19 protein-coding genes and 1 pseudogene are annotated in these 20,440 nt (G+C 66.7%); 11 read left to right on the forward strand and 9 right to left on the reverse strand.

From position 1 onward, the window contains the following. Window positions 1-459 (reverse strand): RidA family protein, encoded by a 459-nt coding sequence (locus FYJ92_RS04360; protein ID WP_185262765.1) that lies wholly within the window; start codon window positions 457-459, stop codon window positions 1-3. A gap of 87 nt (window positions 460-546) precedes the next feature. Here FYJ92_RS04360 and FYJ92_RS04365 point away from each other — a divergent pair, with 87 nt between their 5' ends. After that, window positions 547-1,281 (forward strand): Asp/Glu/hydantoin racemase, encoded by a 735-nt coding sequence (locus FYJ92_RS04365; RefSeq protein ID WP_185262766.1) that lies wholly within the window; start codon window positions 547-549, stop codon window positions 1,279-1,281. Window positions 1,282-1,421: 140 nt separating this feature from the next. Here FYJ92_RS04365 and FYJ92_RS04370 read toward each other — a convergent pair whose 3' ends face one another. Then, complete coding sequence (locus tag FYJ92_RS04370; RefSeq protein WP_185262767.1) at window positions 1,422-2,162, reverse strand: aspartate/glutamate racemase family protein; 741 nt, start codon at window positions 2,160-2,162, stop codon at window positions 1,422-1,424. Window positions 2,163-2,366: 204 nt separating this feature from the next. On the opposite strand from FYJ92_RS04370, the gene FYJ92_RS04375 reads away from it, so the two are divergent. From FYJ92_RS04375 to FYJ92_RS04385, 3 genes are all read left to right on the forward strand, one after another. Next, the gene (locus FYJ92_RS04375) at window positions 2,367-3,797 is read left to right on the forward strand and encodes an amidase (protein ID WP_185262768.1); all 1,431 of its coding nucleotides are present in this window, start codon (window positions 2,367-2,369) and stop codon (window positions 3,795-3,797) included. An 8-nt stretch (window positions 3,798-3,805) separates the two neighbouring features. Further along, complete coding sequence (locus FYJ92_RS04380) at window positions 3,806-4,315, forward strand: DUF3830 family protein (protein ID WP_185262769.1); 510 nt, start codon at window positions 3,806-3,808, stop codon at window positions 4,313-4,315. Between the two features lie 185 nt (window positions 4,316-4,500). Next, complete coding sequence (locus FYJ92_RS04385) at window positions 4,501-5,175, forward strand: GntR family transcriptional regulator (protein ID WP_185262770.1); 675 nt, start codon at window positions 4,501-4,503, stop codon at window positions 5,173-5,175. 90 nt (window positions 5,176-5,265) lie between these two features. Here FYJ92_RS04385 and FYJ92_RS04390 read toward each other — a convergent pair whose 3' ends face one another. From FYJ92_RS04390 to FYJ92_RS04405, 4 genes are all read right to left on the reverse strand, one after another. Further along, a complete protein-coding gene (locus tag FYJ92_RS04390) occupies window positions 5,266-6,528 on the reverse strand; it encodes a M20 family metallopeptidase (RefSeq protein WP_370526139.1) in 1,263 nt (420 codons plus the stop codon). Next, window positions 6,525-7,778, reverse strand: coding sequence for a PLP-dependent aminotransferase family protein (locus FYJ92_RS04395; protein ID WP_185262771.1), 1,254 nt, complete (start codon window positions 7,776-7,778; stop codon window positions 6,525-6,527). The genes FYJ92_RS04390 and FYJ92_RS04395 overlap by 4 nt, the downstream gene beginning before the upstream one ends. A 3-nt stretch (window positions 7,779-7,781) precedes the next feature. Next, window positions 7,782-8,963 (reverse strand): M24 family metallopeptidase, encoded by a 1,182-nt coding sequence (locus FYJ92_RS04400; protein WP_185262772.1) that lies wholly within the window; start codon window positions 8,961-8,963, stop codon window positions 7,782-7,784. A gap of 101 nt (window positions 8,964-9,064) precedes the next feature. Beyond that, the gene (locus tag FYJ92_RS04405; RefSeq protein WP_185263664.1) at window positions 9,065-10,030 is read right to left on the reverse strand and encodes a D-2-hydroxyacid dehydrogenase; all 966 of its coding nucleotides are present in this window, start codon (window positions 10,028-10,030) and stop codon (window positions 9,065-9,067) included. Window positions 10,031-10,158: 128 nt separating this feature from the next. On the opposite strand from FYJ92_RS04405, the gene FYJ92_RS04410 reads away from it, so the two are divergent. The 7 genes and pseudogenes from FYJ92_RS04410 to FYJ92_RS04440 all read left to right on the forward strand — a co-directional run bounded on the left by FYJ92_RS04410 (window position 10,159) and on the right by FYJ92_RS04440 (window position 18,950). Beyond that, on the forward strand, window positions 10,159-11,436 hold the full coding sequence (locus tag FYJ92_RS04410) for an aspartate aminotransferase family protein (RefSeq protein ID WP_185262773.1): 1,278 nt from the start codon (window positions 10,159-10,161) through the stop codon (window positions 11,434-11,436). Between the two features lie 8 nt (window positions 11,437-11,444). Further along, window positions 11,445-14,576 (forward strand): FAD-binding and (Fe-S)-binding domain-containing protein, encoded by a 3,132-nt coding sequence (locus FYJ92_RS04415; RefSeq protein ID WP_185262774.1) that lies wholly within the window; start codon window positions 11,445-11,447, stop codon window positions 14,574-14,576. Window positions 14,577-14,616: 40 nt separating this feature from the next. Next, window positions 14,617-16,110 (forward strand): NAD-dependent succinate-semialdehyde dehydrogenase, encoded by a 1,494-nt coding sequence (locus tag FYJ92_RS04420; protein ID WP_185262775.1) that lies wholly within the window; start codon window positions 14,617-14,619, stop codon window positions 16,108-16,110. 10 nt (window positions 16,111-16,120) lie between these two features. Beyond that, window positions 16,121-17,605 (forward strand): MFS transporter, encoded by a 1,485-nt coding sequence (locus FYJ92_RS04425; protein ID WP_255482303.1) that lies wholly within the window; start codon window positions 16,121-16,123, stop codon window positions 17,603-17,605. 12 nt (window positions 17,606-17,617) lie between these two features. Next, a pseudogene (locus FYJ92_RS04430) lies at window positions 17,618-18,052 on the forward strand (MFS transporter); the annotation flags it as partial. Beyond that, window positions 18,031-18,303 carry a hypothetical protein gene (locus FYJ92_RS04435; RefSeq protein WP_255482304.1) on the forward strand — a complete coding sequence of 91 codons (273 nt, stop codon included), beginning with the start codon at window positions 18,031-18,033 and terminating at the stop codon, window positions 18,301-18,303. The pseudogene FYJ92_RS04430 and the gene FYJ92_RS04435, both read left to right, overlap by 22 nt. 326 nt (window positions 18,304-18,629) lie before the next feature. Then, window positions 18,630-18,950 carry a GYD domain-containing protein gene (locus FYJ92_RS04440; protein WP_185262776.1) on the forward strand — a complete coding sequence of 107 codons (321 nt, stop codon included), beginning with the start codon at window positions 18,630-18,632 and terminating at the stop codon, window positions 18,948-18,950. 106 nt (window positions 18,951-19,056) lie between these two features. Here FYJ92_RS04440 and FYJ92_RS04445 read toward each other — a convergent pair whose 3' ends face one another. The 3 genes from FYJ92_RS04445 to FYJ92_RS04455 form a co-directional block, all read right to left on the reverse strand. Further along, complete coding sequence (locus FYJ92_RS04445; protein WP_227007632.1) at window positions 19,057-19,314, reverse strand: hypothetical protein; 258 nt, start codon at window positions 19,312-19,314, stop codon at window positions 19,057-19,059. A 234-nt stretch (window positions 19,315-19,548) separates the two neighbouring features. Beyond that, entirely contained in the window at window positions 19,549-19,827 is a 279-nt protein-coding gene (locus tag FYJ92_RS18925) for a SulP family inorganic anion transporter (RefSeq protein ID WP_255482305.1), read from the reverse strand. A 96-nt stretch (window positions 19,828-19,923) separates the two neighbouring features. After that, window positions 19,924-20,436: an isoprenylcysteine carboxylmethyltransferase family protein gene (locus FYJ92_RS04455; protein WP_185262778.1), complete on the reverse strand. Its 513-nt coding sequence runs from the start codon at window positions 20,434-20,436 to the stop codon at window positions 19,924-19,926. Between the last annotated feature and the right edge of the window lie 4 nt (window positions 20,437-20,440).

Raw genomic sequence — 20,440 nt, forward strand, 5'->3', positions numbered from 1 at the left:
CTACACCTCAACAATCAGCGAAATCTCAACGGGCGCCAGCCCGGGCAGTTCGGCAACACCGACAGCTGCCCGGGCATGGCGCCCCTTGTCGCCGAAAGCTTTCTCCAGGATCAGGGAAGCGCCGTTGATGACGGCCGGCTGGTCTCCGAATCCTTCCGCCGAGGCCACGTATCCGGTCAGGCTGACAACCGACACAATCCGGTCCAGCGAGCCCAGGTGCTGCTTCAGGGCGGACAGGCAGTTGAGTACCGCTGTGGCGCTGGCCTCCTGGCCCTGTTCGATGCTGAGCTCACGCCCCAGCTTGCCGCTGATAGTGAGGACGCCATCCTTGGTGGGGGTCTGGCCGGCTGTGAAAATGAGGTTTCCCACCTGCCGCACCGGGACGTAGTTGGCCACCGGAACGGGAGGGGATGGCAGGTCGAGTTCGGTGCCGTCTGTGGGGTTTTTCAAGATATCCATGGTGCTCCTTCGAAGGATGTGCCGGGTCACTACGGACCCTAGGTATGCGACGGAGAATTGTCAACAATCTACTACTTAAGGAGAATCATGCAGTCCAATCATGCAACGTTCGCCGGGCCGGAAGCCCAGTCCGGCATCGGAGTGGTGTGCCCGTTCGACATGGCACTGGACCGCGAACTGTGGCGGTGGATGCCGGCGGACGTCTCGCTCTTCTTCACGCGGACACCGTTCTTCGATGAGCCTGTCAGCCTGGAGATGGCTGAGGACGTCAGCGACGACGGCGACATTCTGGCGGCGGTACGGAACCTGAGTGCCGTGCGCCCTGCCGTCATGGCGTACGCGTGTACGTCCGGCAGCTTCGTCAATGGCGTATCAGGGGCCCGTCACATCTCGAAGATCATGGCAACGGAGAGTGATGCGCAGGCCGTGAGCACGTCTGAGGCCCTGCTGGAGGCGCTGGGCCATCTGGGTGCGTCCAAGGTGGTGGTCATTACGCCCTACGTGGCGGACCTGACCCTGCGGCTGGGGGATTTCCTGGCGGAAGCGGGGCATTCGGTGGTGTCGCTTGCCGGGCTGGGACTGGACGGCGGGATCTGGGAAGTCCCCTACCAGACCACAGCAGACCTTATCCGCGCGGCAGACGTGCCGGAGGCTGACGTGATCTTCATCAGCTGCACCAACCTGCCGACCTACGACATCATCGCTCGGCTGGAGCGCGAGCTGGGCAAGCCGGTGCTGTCGGCCAACCAGGTGACGGCCTGGGCCTCGCTGCGCAGGCTGGGAAAGGCGGCGGTGGGTCCCGGACAGCGCCTCCTGACGTAGGCGTTGCGTAAACGATTCGGAAAAGCGGACGATGTTCCGCACAACAGAAAATCCCGGGGCGGGCTGCGCGGTGGCAGCCCGCCCCGGGATTTTTTATGGAACGGAATTCTGTGTGAAGCGGGGTTCTTCTTCGAAGGAGCCTAGGCGCCGGTGGAAACGGAAGCTGTCTCCTTGAAGAGCTGGCCCAGTGCGTCGCAGGGGCGCAGCGTGCCGGCCAGCCGCAGGCCCTGCCAGACCGTCACCTGGTTCGCCGTCAGGACTGGTTTGCCGAGGGCTTCCTCCAGCTCGTTGATCCAGCGGGCGCTGTGCAGGGCGGTGTCCGGGATGAGGATGGCCTGCGCTTCGTCGCTGTCGTTGCTCCTGGCCAGCGCCAGGACGCCTTCGCGGTCAAGTTCGCCAGCCAGAGCAGCGGTGGGGATGTCGTGGCTGACAAGCTGCGTCACATCGATGCCGCCGCGGGACAGAAGCGCCACGAAGTGCCGGGAAACGTCCTCCGGGTAGGTAGCGGCGACGGCCACCCGGGTGAGCCCCAGGGCTTGGCACGCGGCGACGAATGCCAAGGACGTAGAGGACGCGGGGACCTTCAGCGCTTCCTGGATCTCGAGTGCCTGCTGCTGGGCTCCCTCCCAGCCGAAGACGAAACTGCCGGACGTGCAGGCCCACATGACGACGTCGGGCTTCGCGGCGCGCAGGGCTTCCGCGCCCTCGAGGAGCCGCTCGCTCTTGCCGAGGTCCAGCAGCGCCTGGACCTCATGGGCGTCAACGCCCACCGAGGTGTGGACCAGGGGTAGCCGGACTCCTTCGCCGAGGATTTCCTCCATGTAGGGGTAATCGTCCTCGGCTCCAAAACCCGGGTACAGCATGCCTATCGTGACAGTCATTGATTCTCCTTTGAAGTGTTAGCCGGGAACCGCACCCGGTAATTGTGCACAATCGTACAATTGCCCGTCGACAAAAGATAGGAAAGTAGGATTGTTGACAATTATGCTGCAGGCAACATAGCCTGACAAAAGTGTTACCGGCGTCACAGCCGGGGAAATCGCAATCGTAGGTCGTCTTTCGCACCTGGCAAGGAGCTTCACAGCGTGATTGATTCACTGGAATGGGCCACTGCCACGCAGCTGGTTTCCTCATACGCCTCCGGAGAGGTCTCCCCCGTGGAGGCCACCAAGGCGGCTTTGGAGGCCATTGGCCGGCACGACGGGGACATCAACGCCTTCTGCCTGGTGGAAGCGGAATCCGCCCTGGCAGCTGCGCGTGAATCGGAGGGTCGCTGGCGACGGAATGAACCTATGGGCCTTGCGGACGGCGTCCCTACCTCCATCAAGGACCTCATGCTCACGAAAGGCTGGCCCACGCTCCGCGGGTCCCGTCTGGCATCCCCCGACGGCGACTGGAGCGAGGATGCTCCGGCCGTGGCCAGGCTGCGTGAAAACGGTGCCGTCCTGATCGGCAAAGTCACCAGCCCGGAATTCGGCTGGAAAGGTGTGACGGACAGTCCGCGCTGCGGGATCACCCGGAATCCCTGGAACGTTTCCCGCACTGCGGGCGGATCCAGCGGCGGCAGCGCCGCGGCAGTGGCGCAGGGCATGGGCCCCTGGTCCGTGGGGACCGACGGCGGCGGTTCCATCCGCATCCCGGCCGGTTTCACCGGCGTCGTGGGATTCAAACCCACGTACGGTACCGTCCCGCTCTACCCGGCCAGCCCGTTCGGGACCCTCGCCCATGCCGGTCCCATCACGCGAACTGTGGACGACGCGGCGCTGATGATGGACATCCTTTCGCGCCCCGACGCACGCGACTGGTCTGCCGGTCCCGCGCCCACCAGATCCTTCCTCTCGTCCATCGGCGAAGGAGTACGCGGCCGCAAGATCGCCTTCAGTCCGAACCTCGGCTACGGGAGTAACGATCCCGACGTCGAGACGGCCGTCCGTGCGGCAGCCCAGGTATTGCGGGACCTGGGGGCGGAAGTCGAGGAAATCGACCTCGGCTGGCAGGATCCCGTGGCGGCTTACCATGTGCTGTGGTTCAGCGGCGCGGCCAAGGTGGTGGAAGGATATGGCGCCGGCGCCATGGAGCGGATTGATCCGCTGCTGGCGGCTGCGCTGGAACGGCATGCCGGCTTCAGCGCCAGTGATTTCCTGGATGCCACCGCCGTGCGCATGAAGCTGGGCCGCGAGGCAGGGCTCCTCCACGAGCGTTTTGACCTCCTGCTAACGCCCACGCTTCCTATTCCGGCCTTTGAAGCCGGACGTGACGTCCCCGCCGGTTCGTCCTCGCTGGACTGGACCTCGTGGACGCCCTACACCTACCCCTTTAACCTGACCCAGCAGCCGGCCATCAGCGTCCCTTGCGGATTCACGGCCGGGGGCCTGCCCGTCGGCCTGCAGCTTGTGGGTCCCCGGCACGGCGACGCGGGCGTGCTTTCGGCGGCCGCCGCCTACCAGGGTGCCACCGAGTGGGACCTCGCCCGTCCGAACACCACCGCAGTATCGACCAACCCATCCAGGAAGTAAGGCAGAAAATGGCAAGGTACATCAACATCACCGTTGAGAAACGCGGAGTCACCTGCAAGGCGCTCCTGCTCGACGACGCAGCACCTCGCACGGCCAATGCCGTTTGGGACGCCCTGCCCCTGAGCGGACAGGTCTTCCACGGTAAGTACGCCCGCAACGAGATCTACAACCTGGTACCGGCATTCGCCCCGGCCGAACCGGGTGCGGAGAACACCACCGTGACCCCCATTCCGGGCGACGTCTGCTACTTCACCTTCACCTCCAACGACCTCAAGACGCCGTCCCACGGCTACGAGGCGGACTCCACGGATACGCAGGAGACCATCGTGGACCTGGCTGTGTTCTACGGCCGGAACAACCTCCTGCTGAACGGAGATACGGGCTGGGTACCCGGCAACGTGTTTGCCACCATCGTGGAGGGTCTCGATGAAATAGCGGCCGCCTGCCAGGACATCTGGATGGGCGGCGCCCGCGACGAGACACTGACTTATTCACGGGCCGTGGACACCACCCCCTGATCCGCTTCGTCGGGGCCGCCACACGGGCGGCCCCGACTTCTTTACTCAAAAGACGGATGGGCTGGCTGCCTGCCGGTAGGATTGTAGACAGTTTATTCCCGGCCATCCCAGCCGGACATAACCGAAAACGGGTCCGCTGCCACCACGAGGGTCGCAGCCGGACCACTGATGGATAGTGAGTACCGATGCAAAGATTTGAGCCCCTGGTGCGCGAGTCCACGCCAGCAATCATTGCCGGTAAATTGCGCACGGCGATCGGCCTGGGCCAGATTCCCCCTGGTTCCCAGCTGGGCGAAGCGGAACTGGCCAAGGAACTGGGCGTCAGCCGCGGACCTCTCCGTGAAGCCATGCAGAGGCTGACGCAGGAAGGCCTGCTGATCAGCATCCGCAACCGCGGACTGTTCGTTATCACCATGACCGATGAAGAGGTGCGCGACATGTACGTGGCGCGGACTGCCGTCGAACGTGCGGCCTCCGAGCTGATCCTGCAGAAAGACGGCAAGGCCGTTGCCGCGCAGCTGATGCAGACGGTGAAGGCCATGAAGAAGGCCGCAGAGAAGGCGGATATGGACGCCATGTCCCAGGCTGACATGGAGTACCACGCCACGCTGGTGGCTGCGGCCGAAAGCACCCGGCTGACCCGCATGCACAACACTCTGCTGACGGAAACCCGCATGTGCCTGACCGCATTGGAGCGGAAGTACCCGGATCCGCACGCCCGGGTTGCCGAACACCAGGCCATGGCCGAGGCACTGGCGGATGGCGACCAGGAACGGGTGGGCAAGCTCCTGATCAGCCACATGGAAGACGCGCTGGACCGCCTGACCGGCAACGGCGACGCGGACGTGGCGACGGCCTGACCCGGCCCACCCATACGGTAAGTCTAAGAAAAGGGGCTGGCTGCACGATGTGCAGCCAGCCCCTCGCTTAGTTAAAGCGCTGTCAGCAGGTCAGCCGGCGCCGTGCCGGAGGCACAGCAGGGCGTACGCGCGGGCAGCTGCCACGATCTCGGCGACGCTGACGGATTCGTTGACCTGGTGGGCCTGGTCGTTGAGTCCGCCCGGGCCCATCACGATCGCCGGCACGCCAAGGTCGCGGACCACGAAGCCGCCGTCGCAGGCAGCGGTCCAGCCGGTGATGGCGCTGTCCACTCCGGCATCCGCCAGGGCGGCAACGGAGGTGGAGATCAGCGGGTGGTCATCCGGGGTCCGGAAGCCGGGCATCTCCATGGTGACTTCAGCCGAGACCGAGATGCCGTCCGTGTCGATCCCTGCTTCGCGGACCTGCGCCAGGAGGCGGTCCAGGATCTGCTGTGTGTCGTCGTCGGGCATGAGTCGGCGGTCCAGCGAAACGGTGCATTCCGCGGCCACCATCGAGGTCCCGGTGCCCCCCTGAATGAGACCGATGTTCCACGTGCCGGCGCCCAGGAGCGGGTCCTGTTCCCTCTGCAGCAGGGCGTGGTCGTTGCGGACCAGTTCCAGGATTCTGGCAGCGGCGTCAATGGCGTTGCGGCCATCGGCGGGCCGGCCTGAGTGGGCCGACTTGCCGGTGACCTTCAACTCGATGTAGCTGTCTCCACGGCAACCGATCACGGTTTCCAGATCGGTGGGTTCGGCCACGACGCAGGCCGAGTAGTTAAAGGACTCGTCCGCTGCGGCGGAGGCCGTGTAGGCCCGGATGCCGACGCCCAGATCCTCCTCGTCCACGGTGCATGCCAGTGCCGCATTGAACGGCAGGTCTGCGCCGGCATCCTTGAGCGCCTTGAGGGCAATGAGGACGGCGGCCAGGCCGCCTTTCATATCCGTGGAGCCGCGGCCGAACAGCCTGCCGTCGCGCACGAACGGTTCAAACGGCGGCCGCTCCCAGCCGGTTCCGGCCGGGACCACATCCGAGTGGCCCAGGAACAGCATGCCGGGCCGGCCGCCGCCGGGCAGGACGGCCGTGAAGTTCGGCCGTCCCTCAGTTACCGTTTCAGTGAAGACGTCCAGGCCGGCGGTCCGGCTGAATTCTGCCAGGACCTGCACGGTGGCTTCCTCGGTTCCGCCGGGATTCTCGCCGCCGGCGGCCACCAGGGCGGTGGTGAGCGCCACCAGATCCGCCTCGCTGATCAGGCCCAGGACTCTTTCCTCGAGGAGTTGATGCTCCGCGCCCTGGATCCCGGCCTGTTGCACGTCTCGCCGGGGACCTGCCTGCTGCTGGAAGGCGGAGTTCACGCCCCCGCTCCAGCCTTGAGCGCTGCAAGCTCGCGGTCCATGGCCCTGGCAAGGCGGATGATGCCCTCCTCGGCCCGTTCGGGAGTGGTGGACGCGAAGCAGAGGCGGACGGCGTCGTCGAACTTTCCGCTGGCGGACAGCGCCGGTCCGGGGATGAACGCCACACCTTCTGCCAGTGCCGTTTCGAAGAGCTTCCGGGTGGAGATCCGTGCATCCTCTCCCTGCAGGGTGAGCCACAGGAAGAAGCCGCCCTCGGGATCGGTGGTGGTGACGCGGTCGCCGAGGTGGCGGCGGAGGCTTTCCTGCATCGCATCCTTGCGGCGCTTGTACTCCGTGCGCAGGCCGGCGAGGTGGCTGTCCAGGCCGCCGCGGCGGATGAACTCGGCCACGATGTGCTGGTTGGGCACGTTGGTGCAGGTGTCCATGGCCTGTTTGGCGTTGATGACGAGCTGGCGCAGTGCAGGATCGGTGTCCACCCAGCCCACGCGCAGGCCCGGGGCCAGGATCTTGGAGAACGTGCGGACCGAGAAGAGCAGCGGATCGCCGGGGCTCAGCGCCTGGAAGGAGGGCAAGTCCTCGCCCTGGAAGCGGAGCAGGCCGTACGGGTCGTCGTCGATGATCACGGCGTTCCACTCGTGGGCCAGTTCCAGCAGCTGGAGGCGGCGGGGCAGCGAGAGGGTGACGCCGGACGGGTTCTGGAAGTTGGGGATGGTGTAGATGGCCTTGGGCGTACGGCCGGCGGCGGCCACCAGGTCCGGGAGGGCTTCGACGATGAGGCCGTTCTCGTCCATGGGCGCCTCGAGCAGTTCGGCGCCGTAGCTCAGAGCCGTGGCGCTGCCGTTGGTGTAGGTGGGGCTTTCAACGATCACCAGGTCGCCCGGGTTGATGAAGATCTTGCAGGCCAGGTCCAGGCCCTGCATGCCGCCGGCGGTGATGGTGACGCGTTCTTCGGTGGTGGGATCCGAGGTTCCGGCCAGGTAGTCCACCAGCGCCTTCAGGAGCACGGGCTCGCCTTCGGTGGCACCGTAGGTCATGGAGCTGTGGTCGATGACCTTGTCCGCGATGTCCCGGAATTCGGCCAGCGGAACTGCTTCGTCCGCGGGGGAGCCCATGGCGAAACGGACAATGTCGTGGGTCTGGGCTGCCAGCAGGGAAGTGCTGGAGTCGATGACGGAGCCTACAAGGCTGGCTGCGCGGTCTGCCAGCGGCAAAGCGGCCTGGGAGCGGGTGGCAACGTGGTTTGCGGTCATGGCCTAGACGCCTTTCTGGATAAGTTCGCGGGGGTAGCTGGTGAAAGTTTCCACCCCGTCGGCGGTGACGCGGATGGATTCGGAGAGTTCGTAGCCGTAGTTGTCCATCCACATGCCGCCGATGACGTGGAAGGTCATGTTCTCCTGGAGGACGGATTCTTCCTCGGAGCGGATGGAGATGGTGCGCTCGCCCCAGTCCGGCGGGTAGCCGATACCGATCGAGTAGCCGATGCGGGACGGCTTTTCCAGGCCGTGCTTGGCCAGCGTCCAGTTCCAGGCACGGGCCAGTTCACGGACGGGGACGCCGGGCTGCACCTCGGTCAGCACGGCGTTGAGGCCGTCGGCGACGGCGTCGGCCAGCTTTGCGAGCCGCTCCGGCCTCTTGCCGAGCGTCAGGGTGCGCGCCAGCGGAGTGTGGTACCGGTGATGCGCGCCGGCAAGTTCGATCACGACGGCCTGGCCGGCTTCGAAGCGGTCTTCGCTCCAGGTCAGGTGCGGGGTGTCTGCCGCCTCGCCGGTGGGCAGCATCGGCACGATGGCGGGGTAGTCCCCGCCGATGCCGTTGGCGCCCTGGATCTGGGCTTTGCTGATGGCTGCCGCGGCGTCGCACTGGCGGACGCCGACGTCGATTGTCTCCACTGCGGCTTCCATGGCCGCCATGCACACCTGCGCTGCGCCGCGCATCAGCTGGATCTCGGCGTGGGACTTGACGGACCGCACCCAGTTGACCAGCTCGAAGCTGTCCACGAGGGTCCATTCGGGAATCGCGTTCACCAACGAACGGTAGGCCTTGGGGGAGAAGAAGTGTGAGTCCATTTCCAGTCCCACGCATCCCTTGGCCGCCGGCGCAATCAAGTGGCGCTCGCGCAGGGCGGACGCCACCCAGTCGAAGGGATGGACGTGGGGACGGTGGACGTACTGCTCCGGGTATCCGACGACGTAGTCCGCGGGCAGCCAGCTGGTGCGGGTTGCACCGCCTGCGTCCATGGCCCGGCTGAACAGCAGCATGGGGCCGTCAGCCGGAACGAAAACCAGCTGCGGGGTGTAAAACGACCAGGCGTTGTAGCCGGTCAGGTAGTAGATGTTGGCAGGATCAGTGACCAGCAGGGCAGACAACCCTTGCCTGGCCATGCGCAAGCGGACCCCGGCGAGCCGGGCATCGTATTCCTCTTGGCTGAACAGCACAGAGACACCTCCGGTAATTAGTAGATTGTTTACAATTTACGCCATGTGGCATGGATCACACAAACCCGGCCGCAACGCCGCGGATCGGGTCCGGTGCAGGGCTAGTGGCGGCTGACGTAGCCGCGCTGCTTGTCCACTACATTGTTGAGCTGTTCGCCGGCGGTCCAGCGTTCGAGGTTGGCCTGGAACTGGCGCGCCAGTGCGTCGCGCCAGCCGATCACATCGCCGCACATGTGGGCGGACATGTGGACGTTGTCCATGCTCCAGAAGGGATGGGAAGCGGGGACGGGTTCTTCGGTGAAGACATCCAGGGACGCGGCCGCGATCTGGCCGCTCCGGAGCGCCTCGATCAAGGCTGGCTCATCCACCAGGGCGCCGCGGCCCACATTGATGAGGTGCGCCGACGGCTTCATGGCGGCGAGGACTTCGCGGTCCAGCATGTTCCTGGTCTGGTCCGTCAGCGGCGCAATGAGCACCACATGGTCCGCCCATCCCGCATGCGCCGCCAGGTCCTCACTGGCGAGGATGGCGCCGAAGTCCGGATCGTCGTCGCGGGCCGTGCGGCCCACGCCGCGGACCTCAAGGCCTACCGCGCGGAGCAGCCGGGCCGTGGCCCGGCCGATCCCGCCGGTACCCACCACCAGGGCCCGCGAGCCCTCGGTTCGGGTGACTTCGCGGTGCTCCCAGATGCCTTGCTGCTGCAGCGCCTTGCTGCGGTGCAGCTGCTTGTCGTGCGCCAAAATGGAGGCCAGGACGAATTCCGCGATCGGCCGGTCAAATGTGCCATGCGCATTCGTCACCACCACCTCCGAGGAACGCAGTTCCTCGAACATCATCGCGTCCACGCCGGCGGCCGCCACGTGCACCCATTTGAGGGAATCGGCGTGCGGCCAGGCCTCCCTGAGTGCCGACGAGAAGAAGTCCCAAAGGAACAGGATGTCTGCCCTGCGTGACGCCTCGGCGAGGCCGGCTGAATCCGTGAGGACAACGTGGGCCAGTGCATCAAGGGCGGCGAGGTTGTAGGGGCGAGGCTGCCCTTCGGCTACCAGTACCACCACCCGGGGCATCGTTGAGCCGGGTGCTTCAGCCGAGCCCGCCAGGGGCCGGCTTTGATTATTAGTGTTACTCACGCCACAACCGTACGCGATATTAGGATTGTTGACAATAAACAGATGTGACATGCATCATGGAATGCATGACCTCCCTCAGCCCCGCACTCAAGCAAGCAACCCCCATCATCGTGGATCATGCCCTTGGCAGCTGGATCCACGGGACCGATGGAAAAGACTACCTGGACTTCACCACCGGCATCGGCGTGACCAGCACCGGCCACTGCCACCCGAAAGTGGTGGCCGCAGCCCGCGAGCAGGTGGGCAAGATCATCCACGCCCAGTACACCACCGTGATGCACAAGCCGCTGCTGGAACTGACCGACAAGCTCGGTGAGGTCCTGCCGGCCGGCCTGGATTCTGTCTTCTACGCCAACTCCGGTTCCGAGGCAGTGGAGGCGGCAATCCGCCTGGCCCGCATGGCCACCGCACGCCCCAACATCGTGGTCTTCCAGGGCGGCTTCCACGGCCGCACCGTTGCGGCGGCATCCCTCACCACGGCCGGCACTAAGTTCTCCGCCGGGTTCTCGCCGCTGATGTCCGGCGTCCACATGTCCGCCTTCCCGTACGCCTACCGCTACGGCTGGGACGAGGCGCTCGCCGTCGAGTTCGCCCTCCAGGAACTGGACTACCTGCTGCAGACCCGCGTTGCCCCGAATGACACCGCGGCGTTCCTGATCGAGCCCGCCTTGGGCGACGGCGGCTACCTGCCCACCCCGCCGGCTTTCATGGAGGGCCTGCGCGAGCGGGCGGACAAGTACGGCATCCAGCTGATCTTCGATGAGGTCCAGGCCGGCGTGGGCCGCACCGGAAAGTTCTGGGGCCACCAGTACTCCGCCGCCACCCCGGACATCATTGTCACCGCCAAGGGCATCGCCTCCGGCTTCCCGATTTCCGCCATCGCCGCCTCCACCGAAACCATGTCCAAGGCCTGGCCCGGTTCCCAGGGCGGCACCTACGGCGGCAACGCAGTCTCCGCTGCGGCCGGCGTCGCCACCCTCGAAGTGGTCAAGGAGGAAGGCCTGGTGGAGAACTCGCGCATCCGCGGTGAGCAGCTCCAGGCCGGTCTCAAGGAGATCCAGCAGCGCTTCCCGGTTATCGGCGACGTCCGCGGCCGCGGCCTCATGCAGGGCATCGAATTCACCGGCGAGGACGGCAGGCCGGACTCCGCTACGGCCGCCGCAATCCAGCAGGCCACCACAGACCACGGCCTGCTGACCCTGACCTGCGGCCCTGCCGGCAACGTGGTCCGCCTCATCCCGGCGCTGGTTGTCACTGCCGAGGAGATCGCCACCGGCCTGGAGCGCTTCGAAGCCGCCGTCGGCGCCGTAGTCGGTGCCGTCCCCGCCACCGCCGGAGCCTGAGCCGCGCGATGACTGTTTCCTCCCTGCCCGACGCCGCGGACCACGCCGCAGGCGCCGTCGCGTCCTCCGCAGGGCCTGACCTGGCCCCGCAACGGATCCTGCAGCGGCTGACCGCGGCCGGAATCGACGCGGACGCTTCGCCGCGCCGGCTGGCCGAGTATTCCTACGATGCCTCCAACTACCGCGTGCAGCCGCTGGCCGTCGTGTTTCCGCGGTCCGTGGAGGACGTGGTGGGAACGCTGGCGGCGTGCAGGGAGACCGGCACCCCGCTGATCAGCCGCGGCGGGGGCACGTCCATGGCCGGCAACGCGATCGGCCCCGGCGTGGTGCTGGACTTTTCACGCCACATGAACCGGATCCATGGCATCGACGAGGCTGCCGGAACCGTCTCGGTTGATCCCGGGGTGGTGCTGGCGGTGCTCTCCCGCGAGGTGGAGCAGGCCACGGCCAACCGCTGCACCTTCGCTCCGGACCCATCGTCCAAGAACCGCGCCACCGTAGGCGGTTCCATCGGCAATGACGCATGCGGCAACCACTCCGTGCGTTATGGCCGCACGTCGGACCACGTCGTGGAGATCGACGTCGTTACGTCCGGCGGCGCCCGGCTCACGGCCACGGCCACCGGGCTGCGTGCCACCTATCCTGCAGACAGCGCGGCGGCAGCCAAAGCCGCCGCGCTCACCGAATCACTCAAGGAACTGGCCCACACCAACCTGGCCGAGTTCCGTGTTGAGCTGGGCCGGATCCAGCGGCAGGTTTCGGGTTACCACCTGGACAACCTGCTGCCGGAAAAGGGTTTCAATGTGGCCCGCGCCCTGGTGGGGTCCGAAGGGACCTGCGTCATAGTCACCGGGGCGCGGATGAAACTCGTCCCCAAGCCGGCCAGCGCCCTGCTGGTCTGCCTTGGCTACGAGGACGTGGTGGACGCAGCCCGGGATATCACCACCATCCTGGAATTTTCGCCGGCCGCAGTGGAAGGCATCGACGAGGCCATCGTGGATACCATGCGCTTCCGGCGCGGCGCGGACGCCGTGCTGGGCCTGCCGGACGGCAAGGCCTGGCTGTATGTGGACCTCGACGGCGATGACCCGGCCCAGGTGCGGGCCGAAGCTGAAAGGCTGCTGGCCCGGCTCCGGGACAACGGCCGCCTGGTGGCGGGCCGCCCGGTTCCGGACGCCGTGGAACGCGCCTCGCTGTGGCGGGTCCGCGAGGACGGTGCCGGGCTTTCATCCCGCCTGTCCACCGGCGGCGAGTCCTGGCCGGGCTGGGAAGATTCGGCCGTCGCACCGGAGAACCTGGCTGACTACCTGGCCGATTTCCGGGGACTGCTGGACAGCTTCGGGCTGCAGGGGGTCATGTACGGGCACTTTGGCGCCGGCTGCATGCACATCCGCATCACCTACGACCTGCGCACCGAGGAAGGCCGCGAGGTGTTCCGCCGGTTCTCCGCCGAGGCGGCGAAGCTGGTGGTCCGCCACGGGGGCTCGCTCTCCGGCGAGCACGGCGACGGCAGGGCCCGCTCGCAGTTGCTTCCCCTGATGTATTCAGCACGGATGCTGGCGGCATTCTCGGATTTCCGCAAGCTGTGGGATCCCGCGGCCATCCTGAACCCGGGGTCCCTCACCGATCCTGATCCCTTGGATGAGAACCTGGCGCTGGACGGCGTGCCGCAGCGCGAGTGGCGCACCAGCTTTGACCTGCGGCCGCTGCACGCCGGCGGCGGCTCCGCCACAGAGACGGACAACCTGGCCGGTTCAGCCGGCAGCGGCCTGGATCCCTGGGTCCACGCCGTGCAGGCGTGCATCGGCGTGGGCCGGTGCCGGACCGATTCCGGCGGGGTGATGTGCCCCAGCTACCGGGCCACCGGCGACGAGAAGGACTCCACCCGCGGCCGGTCCCGCGTGCTGCAGGACATGGTCCGCGGCGCCCGCACGGTGGAGGAGGGCTGGAAGTCCGAGGAGGTCCGGGAGGCACTTGACCTGTGCCTGTCCTGCAAGGCCTGCTCCAGCGACTGCCCCACAGGCGTGGACATGGCCACCTACAAATCCGAGTTCTTCTCCCACTACTACGAGGGCCGGCTGCGCCCGCTCTCGCACTTCTCCCTGGGCTGGCTGCCGCGCTGGCTGAAGATTACCGGCCACGTGGCACCGCTGGTCAACGCCGTACTGGCTACGCCGCTGGGCAAACTGGCCGCCGTGCTGGGCGGTCTGACCACGCACCGCGACCTGCCCCGGTTCGCCGGCAGTAGTGAATGGCGCAAGGAGGTCGCCGCGGCCGGCGTCAAGATGCCCGGGCGGAAGTCACCCGGGCAGATGGTGCCGGAACGGAAGTACGACGGCGGTACGCGCCCGGACGGTGACGGTACCGTCGGCACTGCGGCAGCCGGCGTCGTCCTCTTTGTGGATACCTTCACCAAGGGCTTCCGGCCCGAGGTGGCCGGTGCCGCGGCCCGCGTGCTGGCCGGCACAGGGGAGCCCACGGAATGCTCGGCGGACGCGTGCTGCGGGCTGACGTGGATCTCCACCGGGCAGCTGGACACGGCCAAGAAACTGATGGCCCATGCCGCCGAAGTCCTGGACGACGGCACGGACCGTCCCATCGTGGTAGTGGAGCCCAGCTGCGCCGCCGCGCTGCGGAAGGACCTGCCCGAACTGGTCCACACGGACCAGGCGCGCCGGGTAGCGGCGAGGGTCCGCAGCTTCGCCCAGCACGTGGGTGAACTGGCCGCTACGGGCTGGACGCCCGCCCCTGAAACGCCGCTTCCGGAACAGGTGGTGCTGCAGACGCACTGCCACGAATACTCCGTGTTCGGTGCCAAAACCCAGCGCGGCGCACTGGCCGCCATGGGCGTCGGGGACGTGGTGGACGCCACCGGCTGCTGCGGCGTGGCCGGGAACTTCGGGTTCGAGAAGGAGCACTACGGCATTAGCATGAAGGTTGCCGAGCAGTCCCTGATACCGGCGCTGCGCACCACCGGAACCGAATCCGTGGTGCTCACCGATGGCTTCTCCTGCGCCATGCAGGTCAAGCAGATCGACGCCGAACGGCCCGGGAAGCATATCGCCCAGCTCCTGGACCCGGGAGACTCCTGGACCCGGGAGAAACAACTCCGGAACGAGTCTGGCCGCCGTGCAGACTGACCCACACTTTGCCCCCTCTTCAACGAAAAGGATCCCCGACATGACAACCCAGACCACCCGGACCGCCGGCATCTCGCAGTGCGCCCTGGACGCCATCGCCAAGGTCAGCACCGGCCTCTTCATCGACGGCGAATGGACCGAAGCCGCCTCCGGCGCCAGGTTCGACGTCATCAACCCCGCCACAGAGGAAGTCCTCGCCACCGTGGCGGACGGCGGCCCGGAGGACGCCCTCCGGGCGATCGAAACCGCCGGCCGCGTCCAGGAAGGATGGGCCAGGACCGCGCCGCGGGAACGCAGCGAGATCCTCCGCCGCGCCTACGACCTGATCATGGCCCGCCAGGATGAACTGGCCCTCATCATGACCTCCGAGATGGGCAAGCCCTTCGCTGAGGCCAAGGGCGAAGTGGCCTACGCCGCAGAGTTCTTCCGCTGGTTCTCCGAGGAAGCCGTCCGGATCGGCGGCGACGTCACCACCACCGGCGACGGCAAGAACCGCATCCTGGTCTCCAAGCAGCCGGTGGGACCGTGCGTGCTGGTGACCCCGTGGAACTTCCCGCTGGCCATGGGCACCCGGAAGATCGGCCCCGCGATCGCGGCAGGCTGCACCATGGTGTTCAAACCGGCCAACCTGACCCCGCTGTCCTCGCTTGCGCTCGTGGACATCCTCATCGAGGCCGGCCTGCCCAAGGGCGTTTTGAACGTTGTCTGCACCACCAAGGCCTCCGACGTCGTGTCCCCATGGATGTCCAGCGGCATTGCCCGCAAGGTCAGCTTCACCGGCTCCACCGAGGTGGGTGTCCGGCTGCTGAAGCAGGCTGCCGAGCACGTCATGCGCTCCTCCATGGAGCTGGGCGGCAACGCGCCGTTCATCGTGTTCGAGGACGCGGACCTGGACCGTGCCGTGGAAGGCGCCGTGGCGGCCAAGATGCGCAACATGGGGGAGGCCTGCACGGCTGCCAACCGGCTCTTTGTCCAGCGACCCATCGCCGACGAATTCGCCCGCCGGCTGGCGGCCCGCCTCAGCGCACTGCAGGTGGGCGACGGCGCCGAAGAAGGGACCGACGTCGGACCCCTTGTGGAGGAAAAGGCGCTGACCAAGGTCCAGGAGCTCGTGGACGATGCGGTGGCCAAGGGCGCAACCGTGGTCTGCGGCGGGTCCCGCCCGGACCGCCCCGGGTACTTCTACACCCCCACGGTCCTCTCCGGTGTCAGCGCAGAGTCGGACCTGATGAGCCAGGAGATATTCGGCCCGGTAGCCCCCGTGGTGGCGTTCGACACCGAAGAGGAAGTCATCCGGCTGGCCAACGACACCCCGTGGGGCCTGGTGGGCTACCTGTTCACGCAGGATGTGGACCGCGGTTTCCGTATGGGTGACGCCCTCGAGGTGGGCATGGTTGGCTTGAACACCGGAATTGTCTCCAACCCGGCAGCACCGTTCGGCGGGATCAAGGCTTCGGGCCTGGGTCGTGAAGGCGGGCGCGTGGGCATCGAGGAGTTCCTCGAAACCAAATACATGGCCGTGCCCCGCGGCTGAGGCCGCCGTCATGCAAGCGAAAACTACCACCTTCAAGGACGAACCAATGATGACCAGTCCCCAGCCTGTTTCCAACAAGCACCCGGAACCACTCAATGCACCAGGTGCCGAGCCCTGCACGGAAGAGGGCAAACGTTCGCTGCGCCGCTCCATCCTGGGCTCGGCCCTGGGCAACGCCGTGGAGTGGTTCGATTACGGCGTCTACGGCTACCTGACCATCTACATGGCCACGAACTTCTTCGGTTCGGTGGAGGGCGACGGCGGCCTGGGCGTCACGCTGACCCTCGCCACCCTGGCGCTGTCCTTCCTGGTCCGGCCTCTGGGCGGCCTGATCCTGGGGCCGCTGGGTGACCGGGTGGGCCGGCAGAAGGTCATGGTCCTCACCGTGACCCTGATGACGATGGCCACCGGCGCCATCGGCCTGCTGCCCACGCTGGACACCGTAGGCTTGCTCGCCCCCGTGCTGCTGCTGATCTGCCGCCTGGTGCAGGGCTTCTCGGCCGGCGGCGAATACGGCGGCGCTGCCGTTTACATGGCCGAGTCCGCGCCGGACCGGCGCCGCGGCTTCCTGGGCTCGTTTCTGGAGTTCGGCACCACCGTGGGGTTCATCCTGGCGGCCATCGTGTGCACCTCGCTGGTTGCCGTGGTGGGGGACCAAGGCATGGAGGACGGCTGGTGGCGCGTGCCGTTCCTGCTGACCATCCCGCTGGGACTCACCGCCCTCTGGATCCGGACCCGGCTGGTGGAGGCACCGGTGTTCTCCGAGGCGTCCGGGCACCGGGAGACCATGCGCTCGCCGCTGCGGCACGCGTTCAAGCACAACTGGCGCCAGCTGCTGGTCCTGGCAGGATTCGTTGTCCTGCTGAACGTGGCGTTCTACCTGATCCTGGGGTACATGCCCACGTACCTGAGCGGCCAACTGGGGCACAGCACGGCGCAGGGAAACTGGATGCTTGTGGCCATCATGGGCATGATGCTTGTGGCCATCCCGCCGGTGGGTGCGCTCTCTGACCGGTTCGGCCGCAAGCCGCTGCTGCTGGTGGCCGCTGCCGGGTACACGCTGCTGTCCGTCCCGGCGGTCATGCTGCTGGGCCTGCCCAGCGTGGCCCTGCAGTTCCTGGGCCTGGCGGTGCTGGGGCTCCTGCTGGTGATCCTGGTGGCTTCGGTGTCCTCCACGCTGCCCGCGCTGTTCCCCACGGCCGTGCGCTACACCGGCTTCGCCATCGCCTACAACTTCTCCACGGCGTTCTTTGCCGGCCCGTCCCAGACCATAGCGAACCAGCTGATTGAAACCACCGGGAACCAGCTGGTGCCCGGCTGGTACATGGCGATTGCCGGCGTGATCGGCCTGGTGAGCGTCCTCTGCATGCGGGAGACCGCGCAGGCCACGCTCCGCGGCGAGACCCTTCCCGGTGCCCCCGAATCGGTCGGCTTCCCGAAGCCCGGTTTCGTGGAGCAGAACCGGAAGGACGCCGAGGCCCGCCGCTCATCGTGAAGTCCCTACCGTTCGCTGGTCAAGCATTTCGGAGCCAGCCTGACTGAAATCGGCGTGATCTTCTCCATCGCCATTGTGATGCTGGGCCTCTCGGCCGCGATCATGGGCACTTGGGTGGACACGAACGGCCCGCGCAAGGCTATGTTCACTTCGGCCATTTTCTGGGCCAGCGGCTTCCTGATCGGTTCGCTCGGTATCTTCAGCGGCCAGTTGTGGTTGGTCTACCTTGGCTACGGCTTCATCGGCGGCATCGGCCTGGGCATCGGCTACATCTCGCCGGTGTCCACCCTGATCAAGTGGTTCCCTGACCGCCCGGGCCTGGCCACCGGCATGGCCATCATGGGCTTCGGTGGCGGCGCGCTGATCGCCAGCCCGGTGTCCACGGCGTTGCTGAAGATGTACGGCCCGAACTCCGGTGCCAAGGGTTGGGTGGCCAGCGGCGACTCCGCTTCCTGAACGAACTCTCCGACCATCTGGAGCCGGGCGGTGAGGGCTGGCTAGTCCTTTCCGACCTGGCCGAGCACCTTGGCCTGCGGACGCGTGAGGATCTGCTGGCCGCCATCGAGGCGGCCGGGCTGAAGGTGGTGGAACGGCTCGACACCCGGCCAACGCACCCGAAGGCATCGGACCGCGACGATCCTCTGTTCGAGGCGCGCACGGCCGAGGTCACGTCCCTGTGGCGGCTAGTCAGCCGATAGCCACAAGCTTCCCAGCAACGTGCGCTCCGCAGGTGGAACGCTCCGATGCTGTTCTCTCGCCGATGCCAGGGACGAGGTTCGGGCCCGGAGAGGTATCCCCGTGTATTGACGGCCTGGAACCCGAGGAATAGCGTCGGCGGTAGCGGGGTCATTCACCCCGTTTCCACGGGATAAGGGGCCGGATCTGGGCCGCTCCTGCACGGCCATGGAGCCAGGTGAGGAGGATTCTGTGCGGACGTCATCCTGTATCAAACGTACCCGGGGTCCGCGGATGCCTTCCGGATGGCCGCGGAATACCGGGACAGGGATCCAGGGAAGGAAAGACCATGCCGAAGTATCTGTTTGAAGCGACGTACGTGGGCCAGGGAATCAAGGGGCTCATGCAGGAAGGCGGCACCAAGCGGCGCGAGGCTTTGAAGGAGGCCCTCAGCTCCGTAGGGGGAACGCTGGAAAGCTTCTACTACGCCTTTGGCTACTACGACGTCCTCGGCGTTTTTGAGGCGCCGGACGATGCCAGTGCCGCAGCACTGTCGCTGCTCATCAATTCGACGGGGAACGTCAACGTCCGCCTGAAGCCGCTCCTGACGGTGGAGGACATCGACGAGGCAGCAAAGAAGACCCCGTCCTACCGGGCCCCGGGACGGTAGGGGAGATTGGCGCTTTGGCCAGCGGCCGCCGTCGTAATTTACGACGGCGGCCGCTGGCGGCGAGGCTCGACGGCAACGGCGCCGTCAGCAGTGGCTCAGCCGGGGCCTATGGTTGCACGGAGTCGAAGAACGTGTAACCGGGGTCCGCCTTCCCGGTCTCGGCCTCGCGTGCTTTCATCCTGATGAAATCTACATCCTGCTGGCTGAGGTGGGTTTCGCCGTGGGGTTCCTCGTTGAGGGGCTGGTCCGTGGCCGCACTGATCTCTGCGGACAAGGTCCGCGGAAGGATCGCGCAGCCGGGGTTATCCATCAGCCACTGCGTAACTGTGGAGGGAAGCCGGTGCCACTCGTCTTGGACGCGCATGTCGGACATGGTGTGCCTTTCGGGGTTCTGTGGTTTACGGGAGGGCCGATACGGGGACCGGGCTGATGGGAGGACGTGGAAGGGCCGTGCCCGGAGGAGTTGCAGGAGAGGGGCTCATTGCCGGGGAACCGCATGTCCCGTCACGGCGTCCCGACGCAATTGCGAGTCTACGCCCAATGGGGCATGCCGGGGCCTGAAAACCTCAGGCAATCCGAGTGCCCTGGACCTGCTTACTCAGGCGGCGCCCCGCTGGCCTCCAGCCGTGACCTTGCCTTGTTTGGCCACGGCCGGGCGGCAACGTACGGCCCATCCGAACATCGCGTAGAGGCCGGTCACCGGGGGAAGGCCGGAGGCTTGGGCGTACGCCATGCCCGCGGGGACCAGGATCGCGAAGAGCGCAGCGCCCGCCACCAGGCCGTGGCGCCGCCATTCGGACCTGTAACCGCGCAGGGCTGGCGGGACCCACCAGGCCCGCGTCTTTCCGAAGCGGCGCATCTTCAGATCATGGCCCACCAATGCCCCTGCCCGCCATCCATAGTTGGGCGCCGTCCGGAGGCGTACGACGGCGGCGCTTGAGTTCCAGCCGAAGGAACCTACGTGCGGGGGAGCCTAACCGCGCGGCAGCCCAACGTAGTGTGGAACCCGCTCCGCGTAATCCGGGTAGGACTGCGGAAACAGGTCTGCGAGCGCGGCTTCTTCCTCGAGGACAAACCGGTGCTCCACCAGCAGTTGGGCGGGCAGCAGTGCGAGGACCCAGGCTGAACCGGCCAGCGTTCCCGCGCCGATTTGGATGAGCCACCAGCCCACATACATCGGGTGGCGGGTTATGGCATACGGGCCTGTGGTCACCAGCTCCTCCGGCCGCTCCAGCTCGAAGGGGCCCGCCGAACGCCGCCGGCGTTCAGCCAGGGCCCAGGCATTCAGGCCGGCGCCGGCGAACATAAGTCCCGCCCCCGCCAGCCTGTGGACGGAACGGGGGCCGGGAAGCGGCAGGGGACGGAGCCTGGCAAGGAGGAAATCGAGGGCCATCGCTGCCACGACGGGAGCCGGCAGCGGAAGGTTGTCGTAGGCCGCCTTCACCCGTCCCGCCAGGGTGCGCACGGAACTGGGTTCGGCTGCCATGGTT

It is taken from the genome of Pseudarthrobacter sp. NBSH8 (assembly GCF_014217545.1).
GTDB lineage: Bacteria > Actinomycetota > Actinomycetes > Actinomycetales > Micrococcaceae > Arthrobacter.